Raw genomic sequence first — 21,875 nt, forward strand, 5'->3', positions numbered from 1 at the left:
GTCCAATTTTAGCCAAACGAAGTTACGAAAAAAAGGAATATGAAATAGCGTTCCCAACAAAGACATTATTCAAAAATACTTCCTCATTCCATCCCTTAAAACAAGGAAAAAAATCGTCGGAACTAAAAATACAACTTATTAATTTTCAGACAACTAACTTGAAAAGTGTTCGCAAATTAGCGAACAAGCGAACAATAGAATTCTGAAAGCTTAAAATTTACATATTCAAGAATTCAAAAAGGTTTCAATCAATGTGTACAATCCGTTCACCGGCATGATTCAACGTTATTTTCACCCTCATAACTTCTTCGGGCAGCAAAGGCTCAATGATCTCCGCCCATTCCACAAAACAAATCGCGCCTGAATACAGCATTTCTTCGATACCGGCATCCAGAGCTTCTTCCACAGAATTCAACCGGTAAACATCAAAATGCATGACTTCTCCGAAGTAAGGAGAATCGTACGTATTCACCAGCGAGTAAGTCGGGGAACCTTCCGGGGATTCTATGCCCATTGCACGCAGCACAGCTGTGATAAGGGTTGTTTTTCCCGAACCCATTTCCGCATAAAAAGCTACAACTTTTCTGTTTCCGAGTATTTCCAATAATTCCCTGGCAACAAACGGAACATCATCCAAATTATGTGCTATCAATTCTTTCACTTCGACTGTAAAATTACGAATGGGATCAATAATTCCTCCATTGAAATTCCTCCGTGCTGGAATGTGTCGTTGTAATAGTTTACAAAGTGATTGTAATTATTCGGATAGACGAAATAGTCCTGTTCACGGGTAAATACGAACTCTGCAGACAAACTGGATTTGGGCAGCCCTACTTTATCCGGATGTTTGATCGTAAAAACTTCTTTGTCTTTATAACTTAAGTTGCGGCCTGTTTTGTAACGCAGATTGGTATTTGTACTTCGATCTCCGACAATCTTCACAGGATTCGTCACACGAACAGTGCCATGGTCCGTAGTGATCACCACCTTCCCTCCTTTTTCGGCAATTTTCTTAAACATTTCCTGCAGCGGAGAATGTTCGAACCAGGAAAGTGTCAATGAGCGGTAAGCAGCTTCATCGGCTGCCAATTCCTTGATCATATCCATTTCAGTACGGGCGTGAGAAAGCATATCGACAAAATTGTAAACAATAGCGTTCAACTGGTTGTCCCAAAGTGTATGGAACTGATCTACCAGTTTTTTACCCGCATCGAGGTTCGTAATCTTGTGGTACGACCATTTGATATTTTTCCCGTTACGTTTCAGGTTTCCTTCGAGGAAGGCCGCTTCCTGCATATTTTTTCCACCTTCATCTTCCTCGTTCAACCAAAGATTTGGAAAGCGTTTTTCTATTTCCGAGGGCATTAACCCGGCAAAAAGGGCGTTTCTGGCATAATGCGTTGCAGAAGGCAAAATGGAATAGACAATTTCTTCTTTCTCGATATTGAAGTAGTTCGAAATAATCGGTTTCAGGATCTGCCACTGATCGTAACGTAAATTATCGATAACCATCAGGAAAACACGCTCATCTAATAATGGAAAGACCTGCTCTTTTAACAGGTGATGCACCATATCAGGTGCTTCTTCCCGACCGTTGAACCAATCTTCGTAATTGTTTTCAATAAACCGACAGAACAAATCGTTTGCTTCCTTGCGTTGTGCATCCAGAATCTCGCGCATTCCCTGGTCTTCGATCCCTTTGAATTCAAGGTCCCAGTAGGTCAGTTTCTTAAAAACATCTTTCCATTCTTCCGCATCCAAACGACCGTTAAGCTGCATTCCTAACTGACGGAATTCCTGCTGGTAGTTTGAATTCGTTTTTTGCGAAACCAATTTCCGGTGGTCCAGATTCTTCTTCAGGCAAAGCAATAACTGGTTCGGGTTAACGGGCTTGATCAGGTAGTCCGCAATCTTACTGCCGATCGCTTCTTCCATGATGGATTCTTCCTCACTTTTGGTAATCATTACAACCGGGGTCATCGGGGTAATTTCCTTGATACGCGCCAATGTTTCCAAACCGGAAATACCCGGCATATTCTCGTCCAAAAAGACAATGTCGTAATTGTTTTCCTGGCATTTTTCCACCGCTTCACTACCGTTGTTAATGAGTTCTACCTGGTATCCTTTTGCTTCCAAAAAGAGTACGTGAGGTTTCAGGAACTCCATTTCGTCATCTGCCCACAGAATCTTTGCTTGCATATCCTAAAGATTAATTAGCTTTGAATTGATTTATAAAGGTATTCAATTGCGCACAAACACACATCGAAATAATAAAAAGAAAATCATCAACGACCCGGTTTACGGTTTTATTTCAATTCCCGACGAATTTATTTTCGACCTGGTGGAGCATCCCTTTTTCCAAAGATTGAGAAGAATCAAGCAATTGGGAATGACGCACCTCGTTTACCCCGGGGCTTTGCACACCCGTTTTCACCATGCAATCGGGGCTATGCACCTCATGTCGCAGGCTGTGGCAGTAATCCGCAGAAAAGGCCATGAAATTACCATCGAAGAAGAGCGCGCCGTTTTGATTGCGATTCTATTACACGATATCGGGCACGGACCATTCAGTCACGCGCTGGAGTACGACATCGTAAAGAATGTCAGCCACGAGCAGATTTCATACTATTTTATCCAGGCATTGAAACGGGATTTCCCTGACCATTCGGACGATTTGGAACGGGCACTGATGATCTTCGCCAATAAATACCACAAAACATTCCTTTACCAATTGGTTTCGAGTCAGCTGGATATGGACCGACTGGATTATTTAACCCGAGACAGTTTTTTTACGGGAGTTTCCGAAGGAATTGTGGGTACGGAACGGATCATCGAAATGCTGAATGTACACAACGACCAGCTGGTAATCGACGAAAAGGGAATTTACAGCATCGAGAAATTCCTGGTAGCAAGACGTGTGATGTACTGGCAGGTTTACCTGCATAAAACAGTTGTTTCGGGCGAATTTATGCTGATCAATATTTTGCGAAGGGCCAAGAAACTTATCCGAGACGGTGAAACGTTGTTCGGAAGTCCGGCTTTGTTGTTCTTTATGAGCCGGGATATCCAAAAATCAGATTTTGAAACAAACCCGGCGATCCTGAATACTTTCGCTCAACTCGACGATTTCGATGTCATGGGAGCAGTAAAAGTGTGGCAGAACCACCCCGACAAAGTATTGTCCATTCTTTCAAGGAACCTGGTAGACCGAAACCTTCACAAAGTAGAAATAGCCAAAGAACCATTCAGTCCCGACCGCATTTTGATGGAGAAAGAATTGGTGCGCACGCAATTTCAGTTGAATGACGAAGAAATCAACTACTTTGTCTATTCCGAACAACTCTCAAACAATGCATACAGCCAGGTGAAACAAACCATTAACCTCCTGAAGAAAGACGGACAAACGATTGATGTTTCCAAAGCTTCGGACAACCTGAACATTTCCGCATTGGCACAGCCGGTTGAGAAATATTGTTTGTGCTACCCTGTAATCAGACATTAAGACTTTGAGTGTAATGAGCCAAGACGAAACCGGAATCCAGGCTCGTATCTTGCTCTCTGCCTTTTTATTGCATGCGAATTTCAAATCGATATGGAACTCAAATTATTTCAAAAACTTCAACTGATCAGCTCTTTTTTGTTACTGGGATTATTCGTGTTTTCCTGTGGTGAATCCGTACAGAAATCACTTTCCAAAAAGAAGCAGAAAGAATTTGTGAAAGCAGAAAAATCCGGACCTGTTCGCGAAAAGGAAACTTTTGATATCCTGAAATTCCTTGTAGACGAAGAAGCAAAAGACGACCGGAAAGCAAAGATCGACTATAAAAATCAGTCGGTTTCATTTAAAAATGACGGTGATCCTTACGAAGTCAGTTATAGCAAAATTGCGGCAGAAGATCTGAATCACGATGGATTGACGGATTACATCCTGACACGCAATTCGGAAGGAATGCTGGGAGGGAATGCGAATACCAACTCGGAGATTTTATACCTCATCATGGGACCGGATGACCGAATTGCGCAAAGGCACGAAATTCTGACCTATGCGGCATTTTCTTACAATATCCTGGAAGTAATCAGCTATAAGAAGGGTAAATTACAAGTCGAGGCAACTCAGAATTACAGAACTTACATGCCGGAAGACGATGAACCTTTAGACGCTACAGATTTGAACTTTATTTACAAAAACGGGAACGTGTACGAAGAAAGTTACCTCGAAGAGTGCGAACTGGCGAAATGGAAAAACAAACAGCTTTTCCGTGGATCAGAAGTAACCCGAACAATCGACATGCACAATTACACGGAATCGGTACACGAGAAATTAAGCACCCAAGAATTTACATTTTCAGCAGATTTCTCAGGATGCGATAACCTCAACCTGGTTTTGGAAGCAACATTCGCCTATAAGGGAAAAAATCAGGAATTCATCTGGCAGAAAAGAGACCGTTTCCTGGAATATTTGAAGAATAACACTTCGCTTACGAAAGAAATCTCGGCAATTCAAAGCTATTTCACGGACAAAGATCCATCCGAAGAAGCGATTGATCTGGATGACTTCACATTCCGGTTATCTTCCAACCAGGAAAAAGGAAAAACAACCTTCAGACTGATTATCGATCAAACCAAAAACCCTGACCAAACAGAGAATTGGGAAATTACTACGAGACATTAAGACTTTTAAGACTATAGATAAAAGACTCAAGACGTGATCTGGGTGAAACCAACCAGTCTTGAATTTATAAGACTAAAGGTGATTTTGATTGTTCAAATCATGTCTTTGGTCCAATGTCTTGCGTCTCTAGTCTTTAAAAAAAATCGTTTATTTACACAAAATTAAAGCTTATGATGATTGTTTGGATTATTCTGGGTGCGATCGGTGGATTGATTGCCCTTGTATTAGTAATTGCTGCTTTCAGCAAGAAAGATTTTGCCGTAGAGCGTACCATTACAGTCAACAAACCACTACCTGAAACGTATGACTTCCTGACTTCTCTGAAAAAACAGGACCAATGGAGCAAGTGGACTCAATTGGACCCGAACATGAAAAAGACTTACATCGGGGAAGACAAAACCGTCGGATTCACTTCCAAATGGGAAAGTGACCACAAACAAGTGGGTGAAGGAGAACAGGAGATTATGAAACTGATCCCGAATCAACGCATCGAAACTGAATTGCGTTTCCTAAAACCCATGAAAAGTATTGCAAATGCTTATTTCACTGTTGCTGCCGAGGGCGATGAACATACACGCGTTGCCTGGGGATTCACCAGCAGAACGCCTTGGCCCTTCAATGCCTTTATGCTTTTCTTCAACATGGAAAATGCCATCGGAAAAGATTTTGATGAAGGACTGGGGAATATGAAACGAATGTTAGAAGCGGAGTAATCCGCTTTTTTTGTTAACCGCAAAGAGTGAAAGGACTCTCAATAACGAGATGACCCTTTTTTCTTATTATACACCGCAAAGAATGAACGCTTGCGGTTCAATTCTACGAATGCCTCACCATTCTTCCTGGTTAATTCCTACTGCTTGACACACATTCTCTGCGTGGAAACTCCATCTTTCTGCAATTCCACGAAATAAACCCCGCTTTTCAAATCCGATAATGGAATCATAACCTCGTGGTTATTCGAAAAATCAACGACCTGCTTTTTCACCACTTCCCCGGAAACACTTAGAATTCTCAGTTCGATTATTCCCAATTCAAAAGCATTTTCACTTCGAATAGTCACCTGTTCTGCTGCCGGATTCGGGAAGAGCGTGAACTGACTCCCGGCAAAGAGTTCCGTTACTGAAGTCGTGCTGGAAAAAATGGTTGTTTCGACAGTGACCGAACAACCGTTCTGGTCGGTTATCACACAAGTGTATGTTCCCGCGCACAAATTCACTGCCGTTGCAGTAGTCTGATTCTGCGGATCATTCCACTGGTAGGTATACGGAGCATTACCGCCCGTAGCAACGACAAATGTTTCTCCGTTACAAGTTCCTTCATCCATTCCGGGGAAACCACTGGCACTGATTGGTTCTGCAGATGCTATTTCGAAGCAAACCTGGTCTGTCAATCCGTTATTGTCCGTTACGGTCACACAGTAACTCCCTTCCTGAAGATTCGTTGCCGTAGAGGTTGTTTGTGAACCGGTATTTGCACTCCATTGATATGAATAAGGTCCCTGACCCAAATTCGGGTGGACGGTTACGCTAGTACCTCCGGTTTGACACCCGCTGCCCGCATAGGTCAATGTCAGGTTCAGGCCGTTACTCGCAGGAATAGCAACTGTTACGTCCATTTTTACCGGCAAGTGGTCGGAGGAATAATACAAGGCGCGCACTACCGAATCCGGATACTGGGAATTTGTTCCCGCCAGGATACTTTGGTTGTAATGGTTCCCGTCATTACCGATCGCTTTGTAGGAACCGGTGTTGTACTGAAGCAGGTTCGTTCCGTTCATGACGTTCTGCGACACTAAAATATGGTCAAAACGGTCGTCCAATCCGCCGGTAACACCACAGTCAGTGGAACCACTTGCACGCGGAGATTGTGTATGGATTGCTGCGAATGAACTGTTGTTTGTCCAGTTTCCGGGTATGTTGATCGGATCTTTCAGGAAATTTGCAGCTCCGCTTACCAGGTTTTGATAGCATACTTCGCTGCTGCGGTAGGTATTCAAATCACCACAAACGAACAAATGCCGCCCCTGTGGTCTTTCGTCCAGCACCGATCGAAGCAGTTGGGTTTGAGCCGCACGATCAGCCTGATCCGCACTCGCACTTCCTGCTTTCAAATGGCACATGAACACTTCTATGAAACAGGTATCGTGATGCTGCGGCAGAGTTGCGTCGTTTACATACAAGATGTAGTGATTGATATCACGCGGATAAGTTTGGATAATGCGCTGTTCTTTCAGAGTCAGTTTGGAAGCATTGTAAAACAACATGTTCTGCAAATCGCCCCCCGCAGAATTATTCACCCATTGCGCTCGTTGGTAGTACGTGGTCCCGAAGACATTCAAAGCCCGGTTCAAAACGCTGTCACAGCCCGCAGCCGTCTGGATTTCGCATCCTGCCAAAATATCCGGCTTCAGGTACTGCATGATCTTACGCAGGGAATCTGCCCGGTTGGGAAGATTGACATTACTGCTACCACAATCGTTGCGTCCATTGGGAAAGTTCAACAGGTTGTAGGAGACAATGCGCACCGGAACGGTTTGTGCCGAAGCAGTGATCCCAAGAGCAAGTAAAAGAGCGAATAAAACGTATTTCATCCGGCAAAATTACAACGGAAAACTCGTGCAAACCAACAATAATTTTGGTAAACCGATATAGTGCTTCAAATGTCTCCCGCGGATTGCGCAAATGACACAGATCAAAGCCTTCCCCCTTTGGAGGTCAGACGACTCTGATGAGTGTCAGACTCCGTCAGAGTAGAATGAGGAGGAGGGTGGCAGAATCGTAAGCTTCTAAGTCGTTTTTTGGAAGGGTAATTCTCCGGCTCACACTGACTCATCAACTCATTTGTATAGGTGCATAAATTGCTTTGTTACATATCACACATTGCTTTGTATAGGGTCCTTTCACGATTTGTACTACCTGGCCAACTCATTTGTATAGGTGCATAAAGTACTTTGTTCATACTGCATAGTGCTTTGTATAGGGTACTTTCTCGATTTGTGCTGCCTGGCTAACTCATTTGTTTAGGTTCATAAGTGCTTTGTCACATACTACATATTGCTTTGTATAGGATCCTTTCGCGATTTGTACTACCTAGTTAACTCATTTGTTTAGGTTCATAAAGTGCTTTGTTACACAACACACATTGCTTTGTATAGGGTACTCTCTCGATTTGGAATACCGGGTTAACTCATTTGTATAGGCCTTAAGGCATTTTGTACGATACTTTCATTGATTTGTATGGGATGTGGGTTAAATGTGATCTGATGTATACCCGTTCTGAAAATAATTTTTACTTTGCGGGACTGAAACTGAAACACTAGCTTGTCTGATGAATTTTCTACAATATCACGAAATAATAAAAGAAGTACTTCCAAAACTTAGCTTTTCTGCAGAATATGTTACTGGAAATGATTCTCTTTCATACTCCACAAAGAATTTAGTTGATCTTAGACAATCAATTAATCTTATTGAAGAAATCCCATTCATTGAGCAGGAAATTCTTCAATTAAAAAAATCTTGGTTGTTTGAATCAAATTATCCCAGTCAAAAAATCAACTCTTCGCAAAAAGTTGAAATTGATTCCGCAATTGATCGAATTAAAATCAAACTTGAAACATTTAAGCAAATTGCTGAACAATCGGCCATATTTGGAAATGAGGACACTATTTTAATCAAAATCCCAGAAATTCAATCATTCGACAATCTTGAAAAATATGCGAAAGATTTTAAAAAGGCAATAGAGACGCCTATTATAAATGAAAGTATAAATGGAACAGTTAATATTATAAGCGCACAAGAAGGTTCTATAATTCTATATATTTCTTTAGGAACAATATCTGCGGTGAAATTAGTTGCTGGTATTTGTTGGGCTGCAGGTGTAATAAAAAGAAAGAATGCAGAGGTAAAAATTTTTGAACAACATGCCAGAACACTGGAACTTAAAAACGATTCTCTTGCACTATTTGTTGATGCTCAAAAAACTCTAATGAAGAATATATTGGATGCAGAAGCAAACGCTATAGCAAATAAAAACTACGATCACAACGATCCCGAAACTGTTGAAAGATTAAAACTATCAATTTCAACCGTAGCAGAGTTAATTGATAAGGGAGTTAAAATTCTTCCTGTTAGTCAAAATTCTGATATTCAAAAATGCTTTCCTGACTACAACAATCTTAATGTTATAGAATCTACTGTAAAGCAAATTACTTCAACCGAATAACGATATTGCAGCGAAAAACCACATAAGTTTTACAGAGATGACGGGTTGGAAGTGGTAACCCTATTCGTATTCTTCTAATTGATTGGTTTCAATGCGCTATTAATGGTTAAATCAAGCCAAAAATTGGTTAATTTGGAAATACAATTTTTAAAACACGCGCAAATACTGTACTATGAATAAATCAATCATCACCTTTCTTTCTTTAGCAATCCTCTCCGGCTTCCTTTTTTCCTGCACCAGCGGCAGCGATTCAGCGCAACGAGCAGAATTATTAAAAGACCCGGAAGGTGCTCAACCGCAAAAACCGGATTTATTGGCGACAGTGCCGTTCAAAAGAGTTCCGGTGATTGATTCCACCAATTTTGACAGTTTCAACGGAAAAGACCCGCTTTCTAAAAAATTGGTTTCACGGTTAAACCTGAAAATCCTCGACGAGAATGCTCAGAATTTCTACGCCAGGTACCGCATTTCCTTTACAACGGCTGTTGATCTGATGGCGGTTACTGCTGCGACTGAAAACGAAATGAAGACTTTTTTGATCGCTTACTCGAAGGAAGATTACCAACTCATCGACCGGGTAATAATTGCCTACGACGAGATCGCGGAATCTGCCCTTTCTTCCGTGGGGAAAGTCACCAAGAACGAAATCACAGTGACGAATTACAATTATATGGGTGAAGAACCGGTCATCGAAACACTCAAATACCGTATCGAACAATCCGGGAAGTTTAGGCGGAAATAATGCATTTTATGGATCTGATACACGCGAAATAGCCAGTTAGTTCCTCCTTATGAACAGATAAATAATCTTGCTGAAAAAGTTTTAATTTTTAGTTAAAAGAGAAGCAATCCATTTTTTCCTATTGAAAGTCATTCAAATTTGATCTAAGTTAGTGCACACATACTTATGATTCATGAAAAATATACTTAGACTATTCCTGTTTCTTGCTGCTTATTTCCTGACCGCCAACAGCTTTTCACAAGGTTTGGTTAACCGTTCGGATACACTTTCCAAAAAGGAAACAGATAGTCTGGTCATCCATTACTGTTCGGTGCTTAAAGAACATTATTTCGACAAACCAAAGGCCAACGAGATTGAAAAAATCTTAATGAAGAAGTTGAAAAACAAGGAGTTTTATGAAGTTCCCGCCAAGCACTTAACAGACAAACTATCTCTGCTGCTTCGAGATATAACCCACGATCTTCACTTCTACATTGGTATTCAGGAACCTACTCCAACGCAAACGGATGATGGTACACGGGAAGAACAACTTTCAGAAGAGCCGAAAAATCATTTCAGTGGATTCACGGAAATAAAATTACTGGAAAATAACATCGGGTATATCAAATGGACTGAATTCATAGCCGATGATCAATCCTTTCAAAAACTTGTTGCTGCGCTCACTTTCCTTGAGGGATGTGACCACCTTATTTTTGACATTTCTCATTGTCCTGGAGGCGATGGTCGAATGGGAGGTTTTGTGAATCATCATCTATATGAAAGCCCGGATTACCAAGATGTTTTATTAAAGAAATGTGGAGGAGAAAACGAATGGCATCAAAGTGAAGTTCCTTACAATTATTCCAACGGTCCAAAATTCTTTGACATTCCTGTTTATATCATTATCTCCAAAAACACAGCTTCCTCTGCGGAATACTTTGCCTTAATCGCACAAGAAACAAAAAGAGCAACCATTTTAGGAGAAACAACAGCCGGTGCTGGAAACCCGGTCATCATGATTCCGTTCGATACTTACTTCGCTTACGTTCCCGTTTGCGAAATCAAAACAGCCGGAGGAAAATCCATCGAGGGCAAGGGTGTTGTTCCGGATGTTCAACTGAAAAGTGATCATTGGATCGAAGAAACAGTAAAGTACATTCTAAAAGAATAAATTGCATTCTTTAACTGCTCTTCTTAAAAGTATTGGAAGAGGTGGTATTGCCTGATGAAGACGAAGTTTTCCCCGCAAAGGCAAATAAGCCAACAAGGTAGAAAATGATTACCTTAGAAGAATGGAAGAATTGCATCCCTGGAACTGGTTCGCGCCGGAAGACAGCCGTGTCCTGATTGTCGGCACTTTCCCTCCCACCAGGCGCAACTGGTCGTTCGATTTCTTTTACCCCAACAAAGCCAATCTTTTCTGGAAAGTCATGGCCCGGATCGCGGAAGTGGAATTACAGTATCCGAATGGAGAATTAGCAGTCGAAGAACGAAAAGGAATTCTCCGGAAACTGGGCGTAGCTATTACAGACATGGGCCGGCACATTCAGCGCAGCGGGAATAGTTCGCTGGATGAAAACCTGAGCGTGGTTGAATACATGAATATCTTCCAAATCCTGGACGAAAACCCGGGTATCCGCAAGATCATTTTCACCAGCAGTTCCGGGAAAGAAAGTGCAGCCCGCTGGTTCAATAACTTTTTAGCTTTTCATGCCATCAAACACCGCTTCCCTGCCGGTAAAAGACCGATCAAAAGCGCGTTCCAATACAATGACAGAACGATCGAACTGGTAGTTTTGTACTCGACCTCTCCACGTGCTGCCAACCGCTTTTCTTTTGATACTTTGGTAGAACTTTATAAGAACGAGATTCTTCTTTAGCCCGCTGATCGCGCAAATCACGCAGATGGATATTGGAATATTATCTTAATCTTAAATATGAATCTGCGCTATCCGCGTAATCTGCGGGAAATAAAACTATAGTGATTTATTCGACAGCTCAATTCTTTGCATTTTAGCTTATTTTAAGTTCTTGTAGTTACCAATTCTAGGTATATTTAAACTAGTTAATGTTTAATCCTTGCGTCATGAAATCAGGTTTGAAGCTTCTGTTTTTGATTGTTTGTTCTTTTTACGGAACCGGTCTTGCAGCCCAAAAAGAATTTGAAGGTGTCATCCGATACAAACATACCGTGACGGCAAAAGACAAAAACTTCGATGTTAATTACGATTACACCGCCCTGGGCAAAAAATCGGAATACTACTATAAAAAGGGGAATTACAAATTCGTGAATCACGACGCATTCTTTGCCGGTGATCTTTACCGGGCCGACCAGGTTGTCAATTATTTACCGCTGAGCAAATCAGACACTGCTTACCGGGTCGACGGAACCCTTTCAGACATGGATGTCATGGATGTAGAAGTAAGAGATTACGAAGAAAAGATACTGGGGCATGCCTGCGTCGTTGTGACCTTAAAACTCATTCCCTCCGGACAAGACGGACCTGTTTCTTACCGCAGGTATTACTGTTCCAAAGATTTCCCGGTAAACCCGGAGCATTTTAAGAACTGCAAAGGCAATGCCTACGATGTAATCTATGAAAAATCGCAGTCGCTGCCCTTGCGAATAGAATTTGAATGGCCAGACAGGACCATCCGTTGGGAAGCTTACCAGGTAAAAGCGCAAAAAGTAACTAACAAGCTGTTTGAAATCAGCAAAAAATGGGTCATTGTACCAATTAATTAAGATGGAGATAACAACTCATACCATTCATAACATTTCCATTGCGGAAATAAGTGCGGAAGGCTTGGTAATCGAAAAGGAAGAAGACGGGCTTGACCTGCTTGGAAATGTGTATTACCAGGGTTTCGACCGCGTTATTATTCATGCCAAAAACATCACACCCGCATTCTTTGATCTGAAGAACCGGATGGCAGGAGAAATCCTTCAGAAGTTCTCAAATTACCGTGTTCGTTTGGCTATTGTGGGTGATTTTTCTGCTTATAAAAGTAAAAGTATCACCGATTTCATGTACGAATCCAATAAGGGAAAACTGATCAACTTTTTAGGTTCGGTGGAAGAAGCATTAAACAAATTATCAGCAGGATAATTATCAATGATCAAGCGGAATATTCCCTCCGAATCATCTAATCTTTCTTATTTTTATCTCAGAATTAATAACCCACTAATAATCATGGACAACATCCTTATACGCTTACTGGAGCGCTCCAAACTGACCAAAGAAATTCTTGAATTCTGGCAATACGGCAATACCGATAATTTTTGGGCCGGATATGTGATCGATTACAACGAAACCCTCGTTTTGATCCAGCATTATTCCAAATACGGACAAAAAGACGGAATCCTGATCTGGCCGATCGATAAAATCCAGAACATTGATTATGGGAATGATTATATTTCCTGTCTGCAGTATATCATTGAACAGGTAAATGATCAATCAGGTATTTCATTCCATTTAAACCTTCCCAATCACGATGAATGGCAATTTGATTTGCTCGTGCAGCTCGAAGGAAATCAGGATTTCTTTACAAGTACAGAACTGAATGGCGGATCCCTTTATACCGGTTTCATTCACGATGTGACCGAAGAGGACTTTGTCATTTCATGTGTCAGCTACATTGGAAACGACGAAGGAAAATCCCTGTATAAAGTCAATGAGATTACCGGTTTTCACCTGGATGACCTGGACAACCAGAAGCGTTTCAACCTTTATCGCTGGAAGAATCGCTAATAAATAGCCCATCCGATGAAAACAACCGTACTTCCCATCCTGCTTTTAGTACTTTTGCTAGTTTCCTGTTCGGATAAGAAGCCGAAAAAAGACCTTCCAAAATCGGAAGTTAAACCTCAATTTGAGGAAATCCTGACGCCGGTTGAAGAAACTTCTGAGTTACGGATCCATGAAAGTAAATACCAGATTCCGCCGGTTGATGAAAGTTTTTCGGATAAATCACTGCGCATATTTGTAATAAAACTTAAAGAAATTGTAAATCGAAAAGATGTTCCCGGGCTGATCTCCTGCCTGGATACCGGAATTGTATCTAGCTGGGGCGGTGGAATGTACGGGATACAAACTTTCCTGGAGGAATCGAAACTGGATGTGAATCCGGAAAAGTCACCTTTTTGGCGAATAATGAAACGTTACCTTGATTTAGGAGGTGCTTGGGATAATAACAAGGAAATCTTTCGTTTTCCTTATGCTCAATGCGACCGTTTTTTTAAAGATATGGATCTTGATTTTGATTGGTATTTTACTGCAATATGTGTTTCGCCTCAAACCATCGTTTATGAAAGACCTGCTGCCAATTCAAAGAAAACAGCAATACTTTCCTACGAAGTTCTTAAGTTCACAGAAAGCATCGATGGGTTTATTAAAATCGAAACTGCCGATAAAGAAATAAGCGGGTTCGTAAAAGAAGAGCAACTGGTTTTTTCAGGTGAGGAGCATCCTATTTTAGAAAAAATCAATGGGCAGTGGAAAATCACCAGTTTTGCAGGCTTTGACTGATCAGGAAGAACATACAATTGTTGCGCAATGGATTTCCACTAGCCAGGATTCGGTCTTTATTTCGGAAGACATGCTTTATTACGGGAAAATCGAATCCTCTGAGTACCATCCAAAATTACTGGCCGAAATGGCTTCCATTCCCCTATCCTATTTGAGAGTATTGGAAATCGACAGCAAGAAAAAAACAACCACACTGGAATACTACAGCTCAACGCTCTTGATCCGTTGGGAAAAGCTGGATACCATGAATGAATTTAAAAAATTCATGATCAGGCGTTTCCCGAATTCATTCACACTTTTTAGGGAAGACACGGTAAAATTTAAAACTCGCGGAACAATTGTGGCGCTTGTCATTATTCCGATTATCTACGTAATTGCATTGTTAACCCCTACAGATAAAGCTCATTATTCCGGTAAAAGATTCAGTGAGGCAATTATCGCTTTATTCCAGGCATTATCATCCATGGGAGTTTTGGCATTGACCATTTTGTTTGGTAGTTTGTTTCTGATTGCACTGCTAAGGCTTTTTCATGAACGAAATAAAAGTACTCACATAACAATCATTCAATTAAGATAATTTAAGTAGGATTTCAAATTAAACGGCCTTAACTTACTTGTCAAACACACAAGTATGTTCAAAGCTCATTACATTTCAATCATTTACCTGCTTACCGCCCTGATCTTCGGAGCGTTTGCTTTCCTGGAACAATCCGAAGTACTGGACATAGCCCTTCATGAACTGTATTTTTCCATTCCAAAAAGTATTGCCTGGCTGGTACTTGCGTTTTTATTCTTCCTCTTTGCGGGAATTTCCCTGGCTTTTGAGCTTTCCCGAAAACCGATCAACCCCTATTTTTTCGGAACTCATTTTTTGCTCACCATTATTGGGTTAGCTGTGTTTTACTTTGCGCTTCCACAAGAAGTTTCACCTGTACCATACACAGACCTGAATGTTTACGAAGAACAAACCGAAGACACGATCAATACTGCGAGCTGGGCGCCGTTTATGGTTTACCTGCTTATCGGTGCACAATTGGTTTTTGGGTTGAACGTTTTGCTTTCGCTGTTTAAAAGAAAAAGAAAACACAGAACTAACCTGTAACTTTTACCGTATCTTTCAGTCATAGCAACGTGAAAACTTCTCCGGAGTTCTGCGAAGTTTTTTACATTTACTTTTAGAATAAATTCAAATCCAATGAAACAAATCCTTACCTTTTTATTAATAACTACTTGCACTCTGACTGCAGTTTCGCAATCCAAAACCAAAACTCCCGATTACTCCAAGCGCCTTTCCGGGGTTGAAAAAGAATTGGAAAAGGTCCTGGAAGATCAAAAAGTAGCCGGTTATTCCGTAGCTGTTGTTTATAAAGACAAAGTCATCTATTCCAAAGGTTTCGGATACCGCGATGTGGCGAACAAAAAACCGGTAACACCCAATACCCTGTTTGCAATCGGTTCTTCTTCCAAAGCATTTACGGCAGCTGTTTTGGGTCAATTGGAAAAAGAAGGAAAATTGAAACTGGACGACCTGGCAAGAACGCATCTTCCCAAACTGGAATTTAAGTATGACTACATGAATACGGGGATTACGATCCGTGACATGATGTGTCACCGCACCGGGCTTTCCCGTTTCGATTATTCCTGGTACATGTTCAATACCGGTAACCGCGACAGTTTAATTCAGCGTGTAAAATACATGGAACCCAATGCAAAACTGCGTCAAAAATGGCAGTACAATAATTTCATGTTCCTGGCTCAGGGAATGATTGCTGAAAAGATTACCGAAAAAACCTGGGAAGAAAATATCCGCGAACGTTTTTTCAAGCCTTTGAATATGACGCACAGTAACACCGATATCTTCGCTACCGAAAAAGATCCGGATGCGTCTCTTCCTTACGCCGTAGATGAAAAAAAGGAGATTAAAAAACTGGATTACTACAACATCAACGGAATGGGGCCGGCCGGGAGTATCAACTCGTGTGCAAACGACATGGCAAATTGGGTTTCAACCTGGATCATGGGCGGGAAATTCAAAGGTGAGGAAATCATTCCGGCTTCTTATGTAAGAGAGGCTTCCAGTTCGCAAATGGTCGTTTCCGGCGGGCAGCCCGGAGCACATCCCGATATCCAGTTCAAGAACTACGGTTTGGGCTGGTTCCTGGAATCATACCGCGGTCATTATTTGGTAGAACATGGCGGAAATATTGACGGGTTCTCTGCAAGCGTCGGCTTCTACCCTTCCGATTCCATTGGAATTGTAGTCCTGACCAACCAAAACGGTTCTTCCGCAACGGAAATTGTACGTAACATCCTGTCCGATAAATTATTTGGCCTGGCCCCGGTTCCATGGAATGCCGATGCTAAAAAAGCACAGGAAGAAATGGAAGAAATGTTGAAAAAAGCAGAAAACAGCAAAGACACAGTGCAGGTGAAAAACACCAAACCTTCTCATGCGCTTGCAGATTACGCTGGTTTATACGGAAACCCTGCCTTCTCGGAATTCCTGATCACGCTGAAAAATGATACCCTTTTTACCACCATTGCAGGAGAAAAAGCGTGGCTGAAGCATTATCATTACGATGTGTTCTCTTTTGAATCAACGGATCCGCAGGACCAGCAGGAAGACGGCGAAAAGTTTTTGATCAATTTCGGAACGGCTAACAACGGAAAGATCGAAAGTGCTTCCATCGACATGAATGAACCCGGAAAATCAACCGTTTTTGAAAGACGTCCGATCAAAGTCAATTTATCCGGGGATGATTTGAGCAAATACGCAGGAGATTATGAACTGGAAGGTGTAACCATCAAAATCTACCTGAAAGGAACAACCTTAATGGTATCGGTACCCGGACAACCGGACTACGAAACAGTTTCTGTAGGAAATGATACCTTCGATTTGACGTTTGCCAAAGGATACAGCGTGAAATTTACTGTTGAGAACAGAATTGCGAAAGCTGTAACCTTCGTTCAGCCGAACGGGAACTTCACAGCGAAACGCAAATAAAAAAACAAACCGTGCTTTAATCGGGTACTCTAAAGAAGTTACAAAAAACTGCAGGGGTGAGAATTTTCATCCCTGCTTAAATAGTTCACCATTACTTTAAATAACCATTTATCAAATCAGTGTAATACGCTTTCTGCTCATTTTTAATTGACATTCCAATCATTTTTTCCTAGTTTCAATCACTATTTTTGTGACCATTATTAAACTGATGAAAAATGACAAAAGAAATCTGGCTGAATTTACCCGCTAGTGACGTGGATGCTTCCCTGGCATTTTTCACTTTAAACGTGGTTGGAGATTTTTAAAACTTGAACATTCCATAATAGCACAATTAACACACTAAAGTCATGAATCAAGAAATCAAAAACATCCAGGCCGGCCTGGAAATTGTCCGTAAGGAAGTCGTAAATCACCCGAGCTACAATGCGATTCAATCCATTGAGGATATCCGCATTTTTATGGAACACCATATTTATGCTGTCTGGGATTTTATGTCGCTGCTTAAAGCGCTTCAGAACCAATTGACCTGTACACAGGTTCCGTGGTTCCCGGTAGGTTCTGCCGAGGTTCGTTACCTCATCAACGAGATTGTATGCGGTGAAGAATCCGACCTGGCTTCGGAAGAAGATGTGAAAAATGGTGACGGGATCCGCAAGAGCCATTTCGAATTGTACCTGGATGCCATGGAACAAACCGGAGCCTCAAGAGAAGGAATCGATGCACTTTTTGCGCAGATCCAACAAGGAAAATCAGTCGAAGAAGCCATTGAAGCAGTTTCCATTCCGGAAGCGGCAAAACGTTTCCTTCGCTTTACTTTTGAGGTCATCGCAACCAAAAAACCGCATTTGATAGCTGCTGTATTCACCTTCGGCAGAGAAGATCTGATCCCGAATATGTTCCACAACATTGTAAGTGATCTGAATGCCAAATTTCCAACTCAACTGACAACATTCAAGTTCTACCTGGACCGCCATATTGAGGTAGACGGGGATCATCATGGACATTTGGCGCTTCAAATGGTAAGCGAACTGTGTGGAAATGACCCGGTAAAATGGGAAGAAGCCAAAGAATATTCCATAAAGTCCCTGGAAATGCGCAAGCAATTATGGGATGGGGTTTACGATGAAATGAAGAAACACCAATTCGTTTAATACGGTTTCAAAACCTTTTCTTCGGAAAAATAACCGAATTACACATTACCAGACATTGTCTTCGTTCAGGGAAAAGCTGTCATAGTAAAGTCTTCCCTAACGAAAGCCTCTTTCTTTTTCCCGTACTTGTAAATCAGCAAACAAGCAGCTTGACTTTGTACGATAGAAAATCGATTTTCCGGAAGTCCGTAATGTGCTGTTAGTCCAGAAATACCGTCGTGCCGTTTATTAGTTGTATTCCAGCCATAAGTTACTATACACGTATTTTTAAAATTGTCCTTCGTATAAAAATCTGTCGGGTATAGGATAACTTTTGATCCATGGGAAGAAATATAAACCAAAGAATCAAAATCTGATGAGACCAATTCCCCGGAAAGTGTAATTGTAATGTCTGTTCCTCCTGCACAGCATTGTCCTGCAGCCCAGTGATGGTTTAAAACACTTGCTAAAGTGTCTTGCGAAAAACCGTATACACTGAAAGCCAATAAAAAAGTAACGCCAAATAATCTCATAATCATTAGTACAAACCAATACAGATGAGGTTCAAATTGTAAAAAGAGGTACAGAAAATGTTCTGTACCTCTTTGATTCAATTAGTCTTTTATGTCCACTTTCGGTGGGATCAATTTATAAATGATCGGTGTTACCACCCGTGAAAGTAAGGTCGAACTAATCAATCCTCCGATCAATACAATTGCCAGGGGAGAGATCAATGGATTCGTAGAAATTGCGATAGGTATCAAACCTCCGATTGCAGTAAGTGATGTCAGTACGATAGGCAAGAAACGTACTTCTCCCGCTTCCCGGATCGCTTCATCCAGACTGCGGCCTTCATTCCGAAGCTGGTTTGTAAAGTCGACCAGCAAGATGGAGTTCTTTACTTCAATTCCTGCCAGTGCGATCAAACCGATCACTGCTACAAAGGATAGGGAATTCCCGGTCATCCAAAGTGCAGTTACCGCTCCCACAATTCCAAGCGGAATCACAGATAATACGATCAGCGTACTTTTGAAGGTCTTAAACAACAGGATCAATACCGCAACGAACAGGAAAACAGTAATTGTAATAATGGTATTGAATCCTCCGAAAGATTCATTGCGGGATTCAAATTCACCTCCCATCACGTAAGAGTAACCTGCCGGTAGTTTCTTTGCATCCATTTTCGCAATGACCTCATTAATCAGGTTATCTGCCAAAACTCCTTTCTGGGCAAAAGCACTTACTGAAACCGTACGTACTTTGTTCAGGTGATTGATGAATAAAGGCGAACTCTCCAGTTCGAGGCTTGCAATTTGTGAAAGCAGGATCGCTTGTCCCTGTTGGTTATTGATGTACAATTGATTGAACACATCCAATGTAGCACGTTCTCCTTTATGTGTGGTCAAAAGCATGGAAAATTCATCGTTGTTCTTATCCGAAAAAGTTCCCAGATCAACTCCCGCAATTGCCAATCGAACGGTTCTGTCTATATCAACCGTATTCACACCCAAAGCGCGCGCTTTTTCTTTCGAGATCACCAGTTTGAAATCTGATTTCAGGTTGCTCACCGGATTATTCACATACATGGTACCGGGAGTTTCCTTCAATAAGGTTTCCACTTCCTGACTCAGTTTTCGCAAAGTATCCAGGTTATCTCCCGAAAGACGTACCTCAACCGGGGCAACCATCGGCGGACCCTGCTCGAAATTTTTCACTTCGATCTTAGCTCCCGGGTATTCATTGAAAATGGCACGCAAACGGTCTGCAATTTCCTGCTTTTTGTCTACTCCGGTGTGTTCTTCCAGCTGCACAAATACCTGCGCGAAATCGCTCCGTTCGTTTTCCTGCGCCACATTGTAGTAAACCGGAGGATTTCCCTTCCCGACATTGGAAGCATAGTATTTCACTTCCGGAATTTTGCTCAATTCCTTCTCAACGTATTTCGTGATCTCGTTCGTATGGCTCAGGTTTGTCTGCAAAGGCGCCGAAACATTCACCATGAACTGCGGTTTTTCCGAAGCCGGGAACAAACTGAAACCGATAACCGGGAATAATGCCAATGATCCGGCAAAGATTGCCAATGCTACCGTTAAAGTAATGATCGGTCTTTTCAACGCTTTATCCAACAGGACAGAATACGTTCCGGAAATTGCTTTTTGCAAAGCTCTCAGGAAAATATTCCCGTCATGCTGCCCTTGGTGTTGTTTCAACAAACGGCTTGACAAGAACGGAATGATCGTGAGTGAAACCAGCATGGAAGCCAAAACACTTGCGATAACTGCCATCGGAAGACTTCGTATAAAATCCCCGGCAACTTCCGGCAGGAATACCAAAGGTAAAAAGGCGATGATCAGCGTAACCGTACAACCAACTACCGAAAGCCCGATCTGCTGCGTAGCCATCAAAGTAGCATCCATTCGGGAGTGACCTTCGCGCAGCCAGCGCTCGATATTCTCAACGACCACGATACTATCGTCGACCAGCAAACCAAGAGCCACCACCAAACCTACAATACTCAACTGGTTGATGTTGTATCCCATGACGTTCAGAAGTACCAATCCGATTGCAAGAGAGAGCGGAATCGAAATCATAACGACCAGTGAAGCGCGTCCTCCCAAAGGAAGCAAAGTAATTGCCACCAACAGGATTGCAATCAGGAAATCTACTCCCAACCCACCCAAACGTGCATTCACATTATCTCCCTGGTCAAAATGGTTTACCATGTCGATGTTGGAAGGAATGTGCGGATCAAATTCATCCAGTACTTTTTGGTATTTCTTCTGGGTCTCGGAAATATTGAATCCTTCTTTCTGTGCCGCCGTTACAAACACACAGCGGTGGCCGTTCAGGCGAGTAATGTGCTTGGTTTCCGAAAAATCGTAATAGACATCCGCCACATCTTTCAAGGGAATGGTCTTCCCTTCCGAAGCATAGATAATCGTATTGGCAATTTCCTCCAGCGAAACATAATTTCCACTGGTTTTGACATTCAGGGATTTTGTACCGACATCAATACTTCCTCCCGGAATATTCGCGATCTCACTTTGCAAAGTTCCCACAACAGCATTCAGAGGAAGGTGCAATTGCGCCAGTTTATCTGTTCTCAAATCAATGCGTACCTGCTCATCCGATAAACCGTGAATCTTTACGTTTTTCAATTCCGGTAATTTTTCCAGTTCTTCCTGCAGGTCTTCCGCTACCTTTTTCAAAGATTTCCGGGAAGCATTTTCACTGATCAAAGCAGTTTGAATGACATTCACATCAGAAGCGACGAGTTTTTTTACTTCTATGCTCAATATTTCATCCGGAAGTTCGGAACGCATTCCGTTTACCTCACGTGTCAGCTCCTGGAATTTCTCATTCACATCGGATTCGTATTTATATTCCACCTGCATGATCGCAACACCATCTTTAATTTGGGTTTTGATCCGTTTGATGTTCTCCAGACTGTAGATTTGCTTTTCTAAAGGTTTCACAACCAGTTCTTCCATATCCGAAGGACTTGCTCCGGGATAAACCACCTGTCTCTTATACACATCTCCGAGCCCACGAGACTAGGCATGATCTCGTATGCCGTCTTCTGCTTGAAAAAAAAAAA

20 protein-coding genes are annotated in these 21,875 nt (G+C 41.8%); 15 read left to right on the top strand and 5 right to left on the bottom strand.

The window, feature by feature from the left end; genetic code table 11:
* Positions 1–244: 244 nt before the first annotated feature.
* Together tsaE and QZT69_RS19020 are read right to left on the bottom strand one after the other, a co-directional pair.
* The gene (tsaE, locus tag QZT69_RS19015) at positions 245–661 is read right to left on the bottom strand and encodes a tRNA (adenosine(37)-N6)-threonylcarbamoyltransferase complex ATPase subunit type 1 TsaE (protein WP_294680314.1); all 417 of its coding nucleotides are present in this window, start codon (positions 659–661) and stop codon (positions 245–247) included.
* Complete coding sequence (locus QZT69_RS19020; protein ID WP_294680315.1) at positions 658–2,199, bottom strand: PglZ domain-containing protein; 1,542 nt, start codon at positions 2,197–2,199, stop codon at positions 658–660. Before QZT69_RS19020 ends, tsaE begins: the two co-directional genes overlap by 4 nt.
* A 46-nt stretch (positions 2,200–2,245) precedes the next feature.
* Between QZT69_RS19020 and QZT69_RS19025 the strand changes: the two genes are divergently transcribed.
* The 3 genes from QZT69_RS19025 to QZT69_RS19035 all read left to right on the top strand — a co-directional run bounded on the left by QZT69_RS19025 (position 2,246) and on the right by QZT69_RS19035 (position 5,385).
* Entirely contained in the window at positions 2,246–3,502 is a 1,257-nt protein-coding gene (locus tag QZT69_RS19025; RefSeq protein WP_294680316.1) for an HD domain-containing protein, read from the top strand.
* 90 nt (positions 3,503–3,592) lie between these two features.
* Entirely contained in the window at positions 3,593–4,672 is a 1,080-nt protein-coding gene (locus tag QZT69_RS19030; protein ID WP_294680317.1) for a hypothetical protein, read from the top strand.
* Positions 4,673–4,842: 170 nt separating this feature from the next.
* Complete coding sequence (locus QZT69_RS19035) at positions 4,843–5,385, top strand: SRPBCC family protein (protein WP_294680318.1); 543 nt, start codon at positions 4,843–4,845, stop codon at positions 5,383–5,385.
* A 137-nt stretch (positions 5,386–5,522) separates the two neighbouring features.
* Here QZT69_RS19035 and QZT69_RS19040 read toward each other — a convergent pair whose 3' ends face one another.
* A complete protein-coding gene (locus QZT69_RS19040) occupies positions 5,523–7,262 on the bottom strand; it encodes a T9SS type A sorting domain-containing protein (protein ID WP_294680319.1) in 1,740 nt (579 codons plus the stop codon).
* 737 nt (positions 7,263–7,999) lie between these two features.
* On the opposite strand from QZT69_RS19040, the gene QZT69_RS19045 reads away from it, so the two are divergent.
* The 12 genes from QZT69_RS19045 to QZT69_RS19100 all read left to right on the top strand — a co-directional run bounded on the left by QZT69_RS19045 (position 8,000) and on the right by QZT69_RS19100 (position 18,298).
* Complete coding sequence (locus tag QZT69_RS19045; protein ID WP_294680320.1) at positions 8,000–8,893, top strand: hypothetical protein; 894 nt, start codon at positions 8,000–8,002, stop codon at positions 8,891–8,893.
* A 172-nt stretch (positions 8,894–9,065) separates the two neighbouring features.
* Positions 9,066–9,635 (top strand): hypothetical protein, encoded by a 570-nt coding sequence (locus QZT69_RS19050; protein WP_294680321.1) that lies wholly within the window; start codon positions 9,066–9,068, stop codon positions 9,633–9,635.
* Between the two features lie 172 nt (positions 9,636–9,807).
* Positions 9,808–10,785, top strand: coding sequence for a S41 family peptidase (locus QZT69_RS19055; RefSeq protein WP_294680322.1), 978 nt, complete (start codon positions 9,808–9,810; stop codon positions 10,783–10,785).
* 121 nt (positions 10,786–10,906) lie between these two features.
* Entirely contained in the window at positions 10,907–11,494 is a 588-nt protein-coding gene (locus tag QZT69_RS19060; protein WP_294680323.1) for a hypothetical protein, read from the top strand.
* A gap of 206 nt (positions 11,495–11,700) precedes the next feature.
* On the top strand, positions 11,701–12,360 hold the full coding sequence (locus QZT69_RS19065) for a hypothetical protein (RefSeq protein ID WP_294680324.1): 660 nt from the start codon (positions 11,701–11,703) through the stop codon (positions 12,358–12,360).
* Between the two features lies 1 nt (position 12,361).
* The gene (locus QZT69_RS19070) at positions 12,362–12,724 is read left to right on the top strand and encodes a DUF4180 domain-containing protein (protein ID WP_294680325.1); all 363 of its coding nucleotides are present in this window, start codon (positions 12,362–12,364) and stop codon (positions 12,722–12,724) included.
* An 84-nt stretch (positions 12,725–12,808) separates the two neighbouring features.
* A complete protein-coding gene (locus QZT69_RS19075; RefSeq protein ID WP_294680326.1) occupies positions 12,809–13,366 on the top strand; it encodes a hypothetical protein in 558 nt (185 codons plus the stop codon).
* Positions 13,367–13,381: 15 nt separating this feature from the next.
* Positions 13,382–14,143, top strand: a complete 762-nt coding sequence (locus QZT69_RS19080; RefSeq protein WP_294680327.1) for a hypothetical protein — start codon at positions 13,382–13,384, stop codon at positions 14,141–14,143.
* A complete protein-coding gene (locus tag QZT69_RS19085) occupies positions 14,127–14,720 on the top strand; it encodes a hypothetical protein (protein WP_294680328.1) in 594 nt (197 codons plus the stop codon). Before QZT69_RS19080 ends, QZT69_RS19085 begins: the two co-directional genes overlap by 17 nt.
* A gap of 54 nt (positions 14,721–14,774) precedes the next feature.
* Positions 14,775–15,245, top strand: a complete 471-nt coding sequence (locus QZT69_RS19090) for a hypothetical protein (RefSeq protein ID WP_294680329.1) — start codon at positions 14,775–14,777, stop codon at positions 15,243–15,245.
* A 93-nt stretch (positions 15,246–15,338) separates the two neighbouring features.
* Entirely contained in the window at positions 15,339–17,147 is a 1,809-nt protein-coding gene (locus QZT69_RS19095; protein ID WP_294680330.1) for a serine hydrolase, read from the top strand.
* A 347-nt stretch (positions 17,148–17,494) separates the two neighbouring features.
* Complete coding sequence (locus QZT69_RS19100) at positions 17,495–18,298, top strand: DUF3050 domain-containing protein (protein WP_294680331.1); 804 nt, start codon at positions 17,495–17,497, stop codon at positions 18,296–18,298.
* Positions 18,299–18,363: 65 nt separating this feature from the next.
* On the opposite strand, the gene QZT69_RS19105 is transcribed toward QZT69_RS19100, so the two are convergent.
* The gene (locus tag QZT69_RS19105; RefSeq protein ID WP_294680332.1) at positions 18,364–18,810 is read right to left on the bottom strand and encodes a hypothetical protein; all 447 of its coding nucleotides are present in this window, start codon (positions 18,808–18,810) and stop codon (positions 18,364–18,366) included.
* 81 nt (positions 18,811–18,891) lie between these two features.
* Positions 18,892–21,813: an efflux RND transporter permease subunit gene (locus tag QZT69_RS19110; RefSeq protein WP_294680333.1), complete on the bottom strand. Its 2,922-nt coding sequence runs from the start codon at positions 21,811–21,813 to the stop codon at positions 18,892–18,894.
* Between the last annotated feature and the right edge of the window lie 62 nt (positions 21,814–21,875).

The sequence above is a fragment of the uncultured Fluviicola sp. genome (genome assembly GCF_902168135.1).
Taxonomy (GTDB): domain Bacteria; phylum Bacteroidota; class Bacteroidia; order Flavobacteriales_D; family Crocinitomicaceae; genus Fluviicola.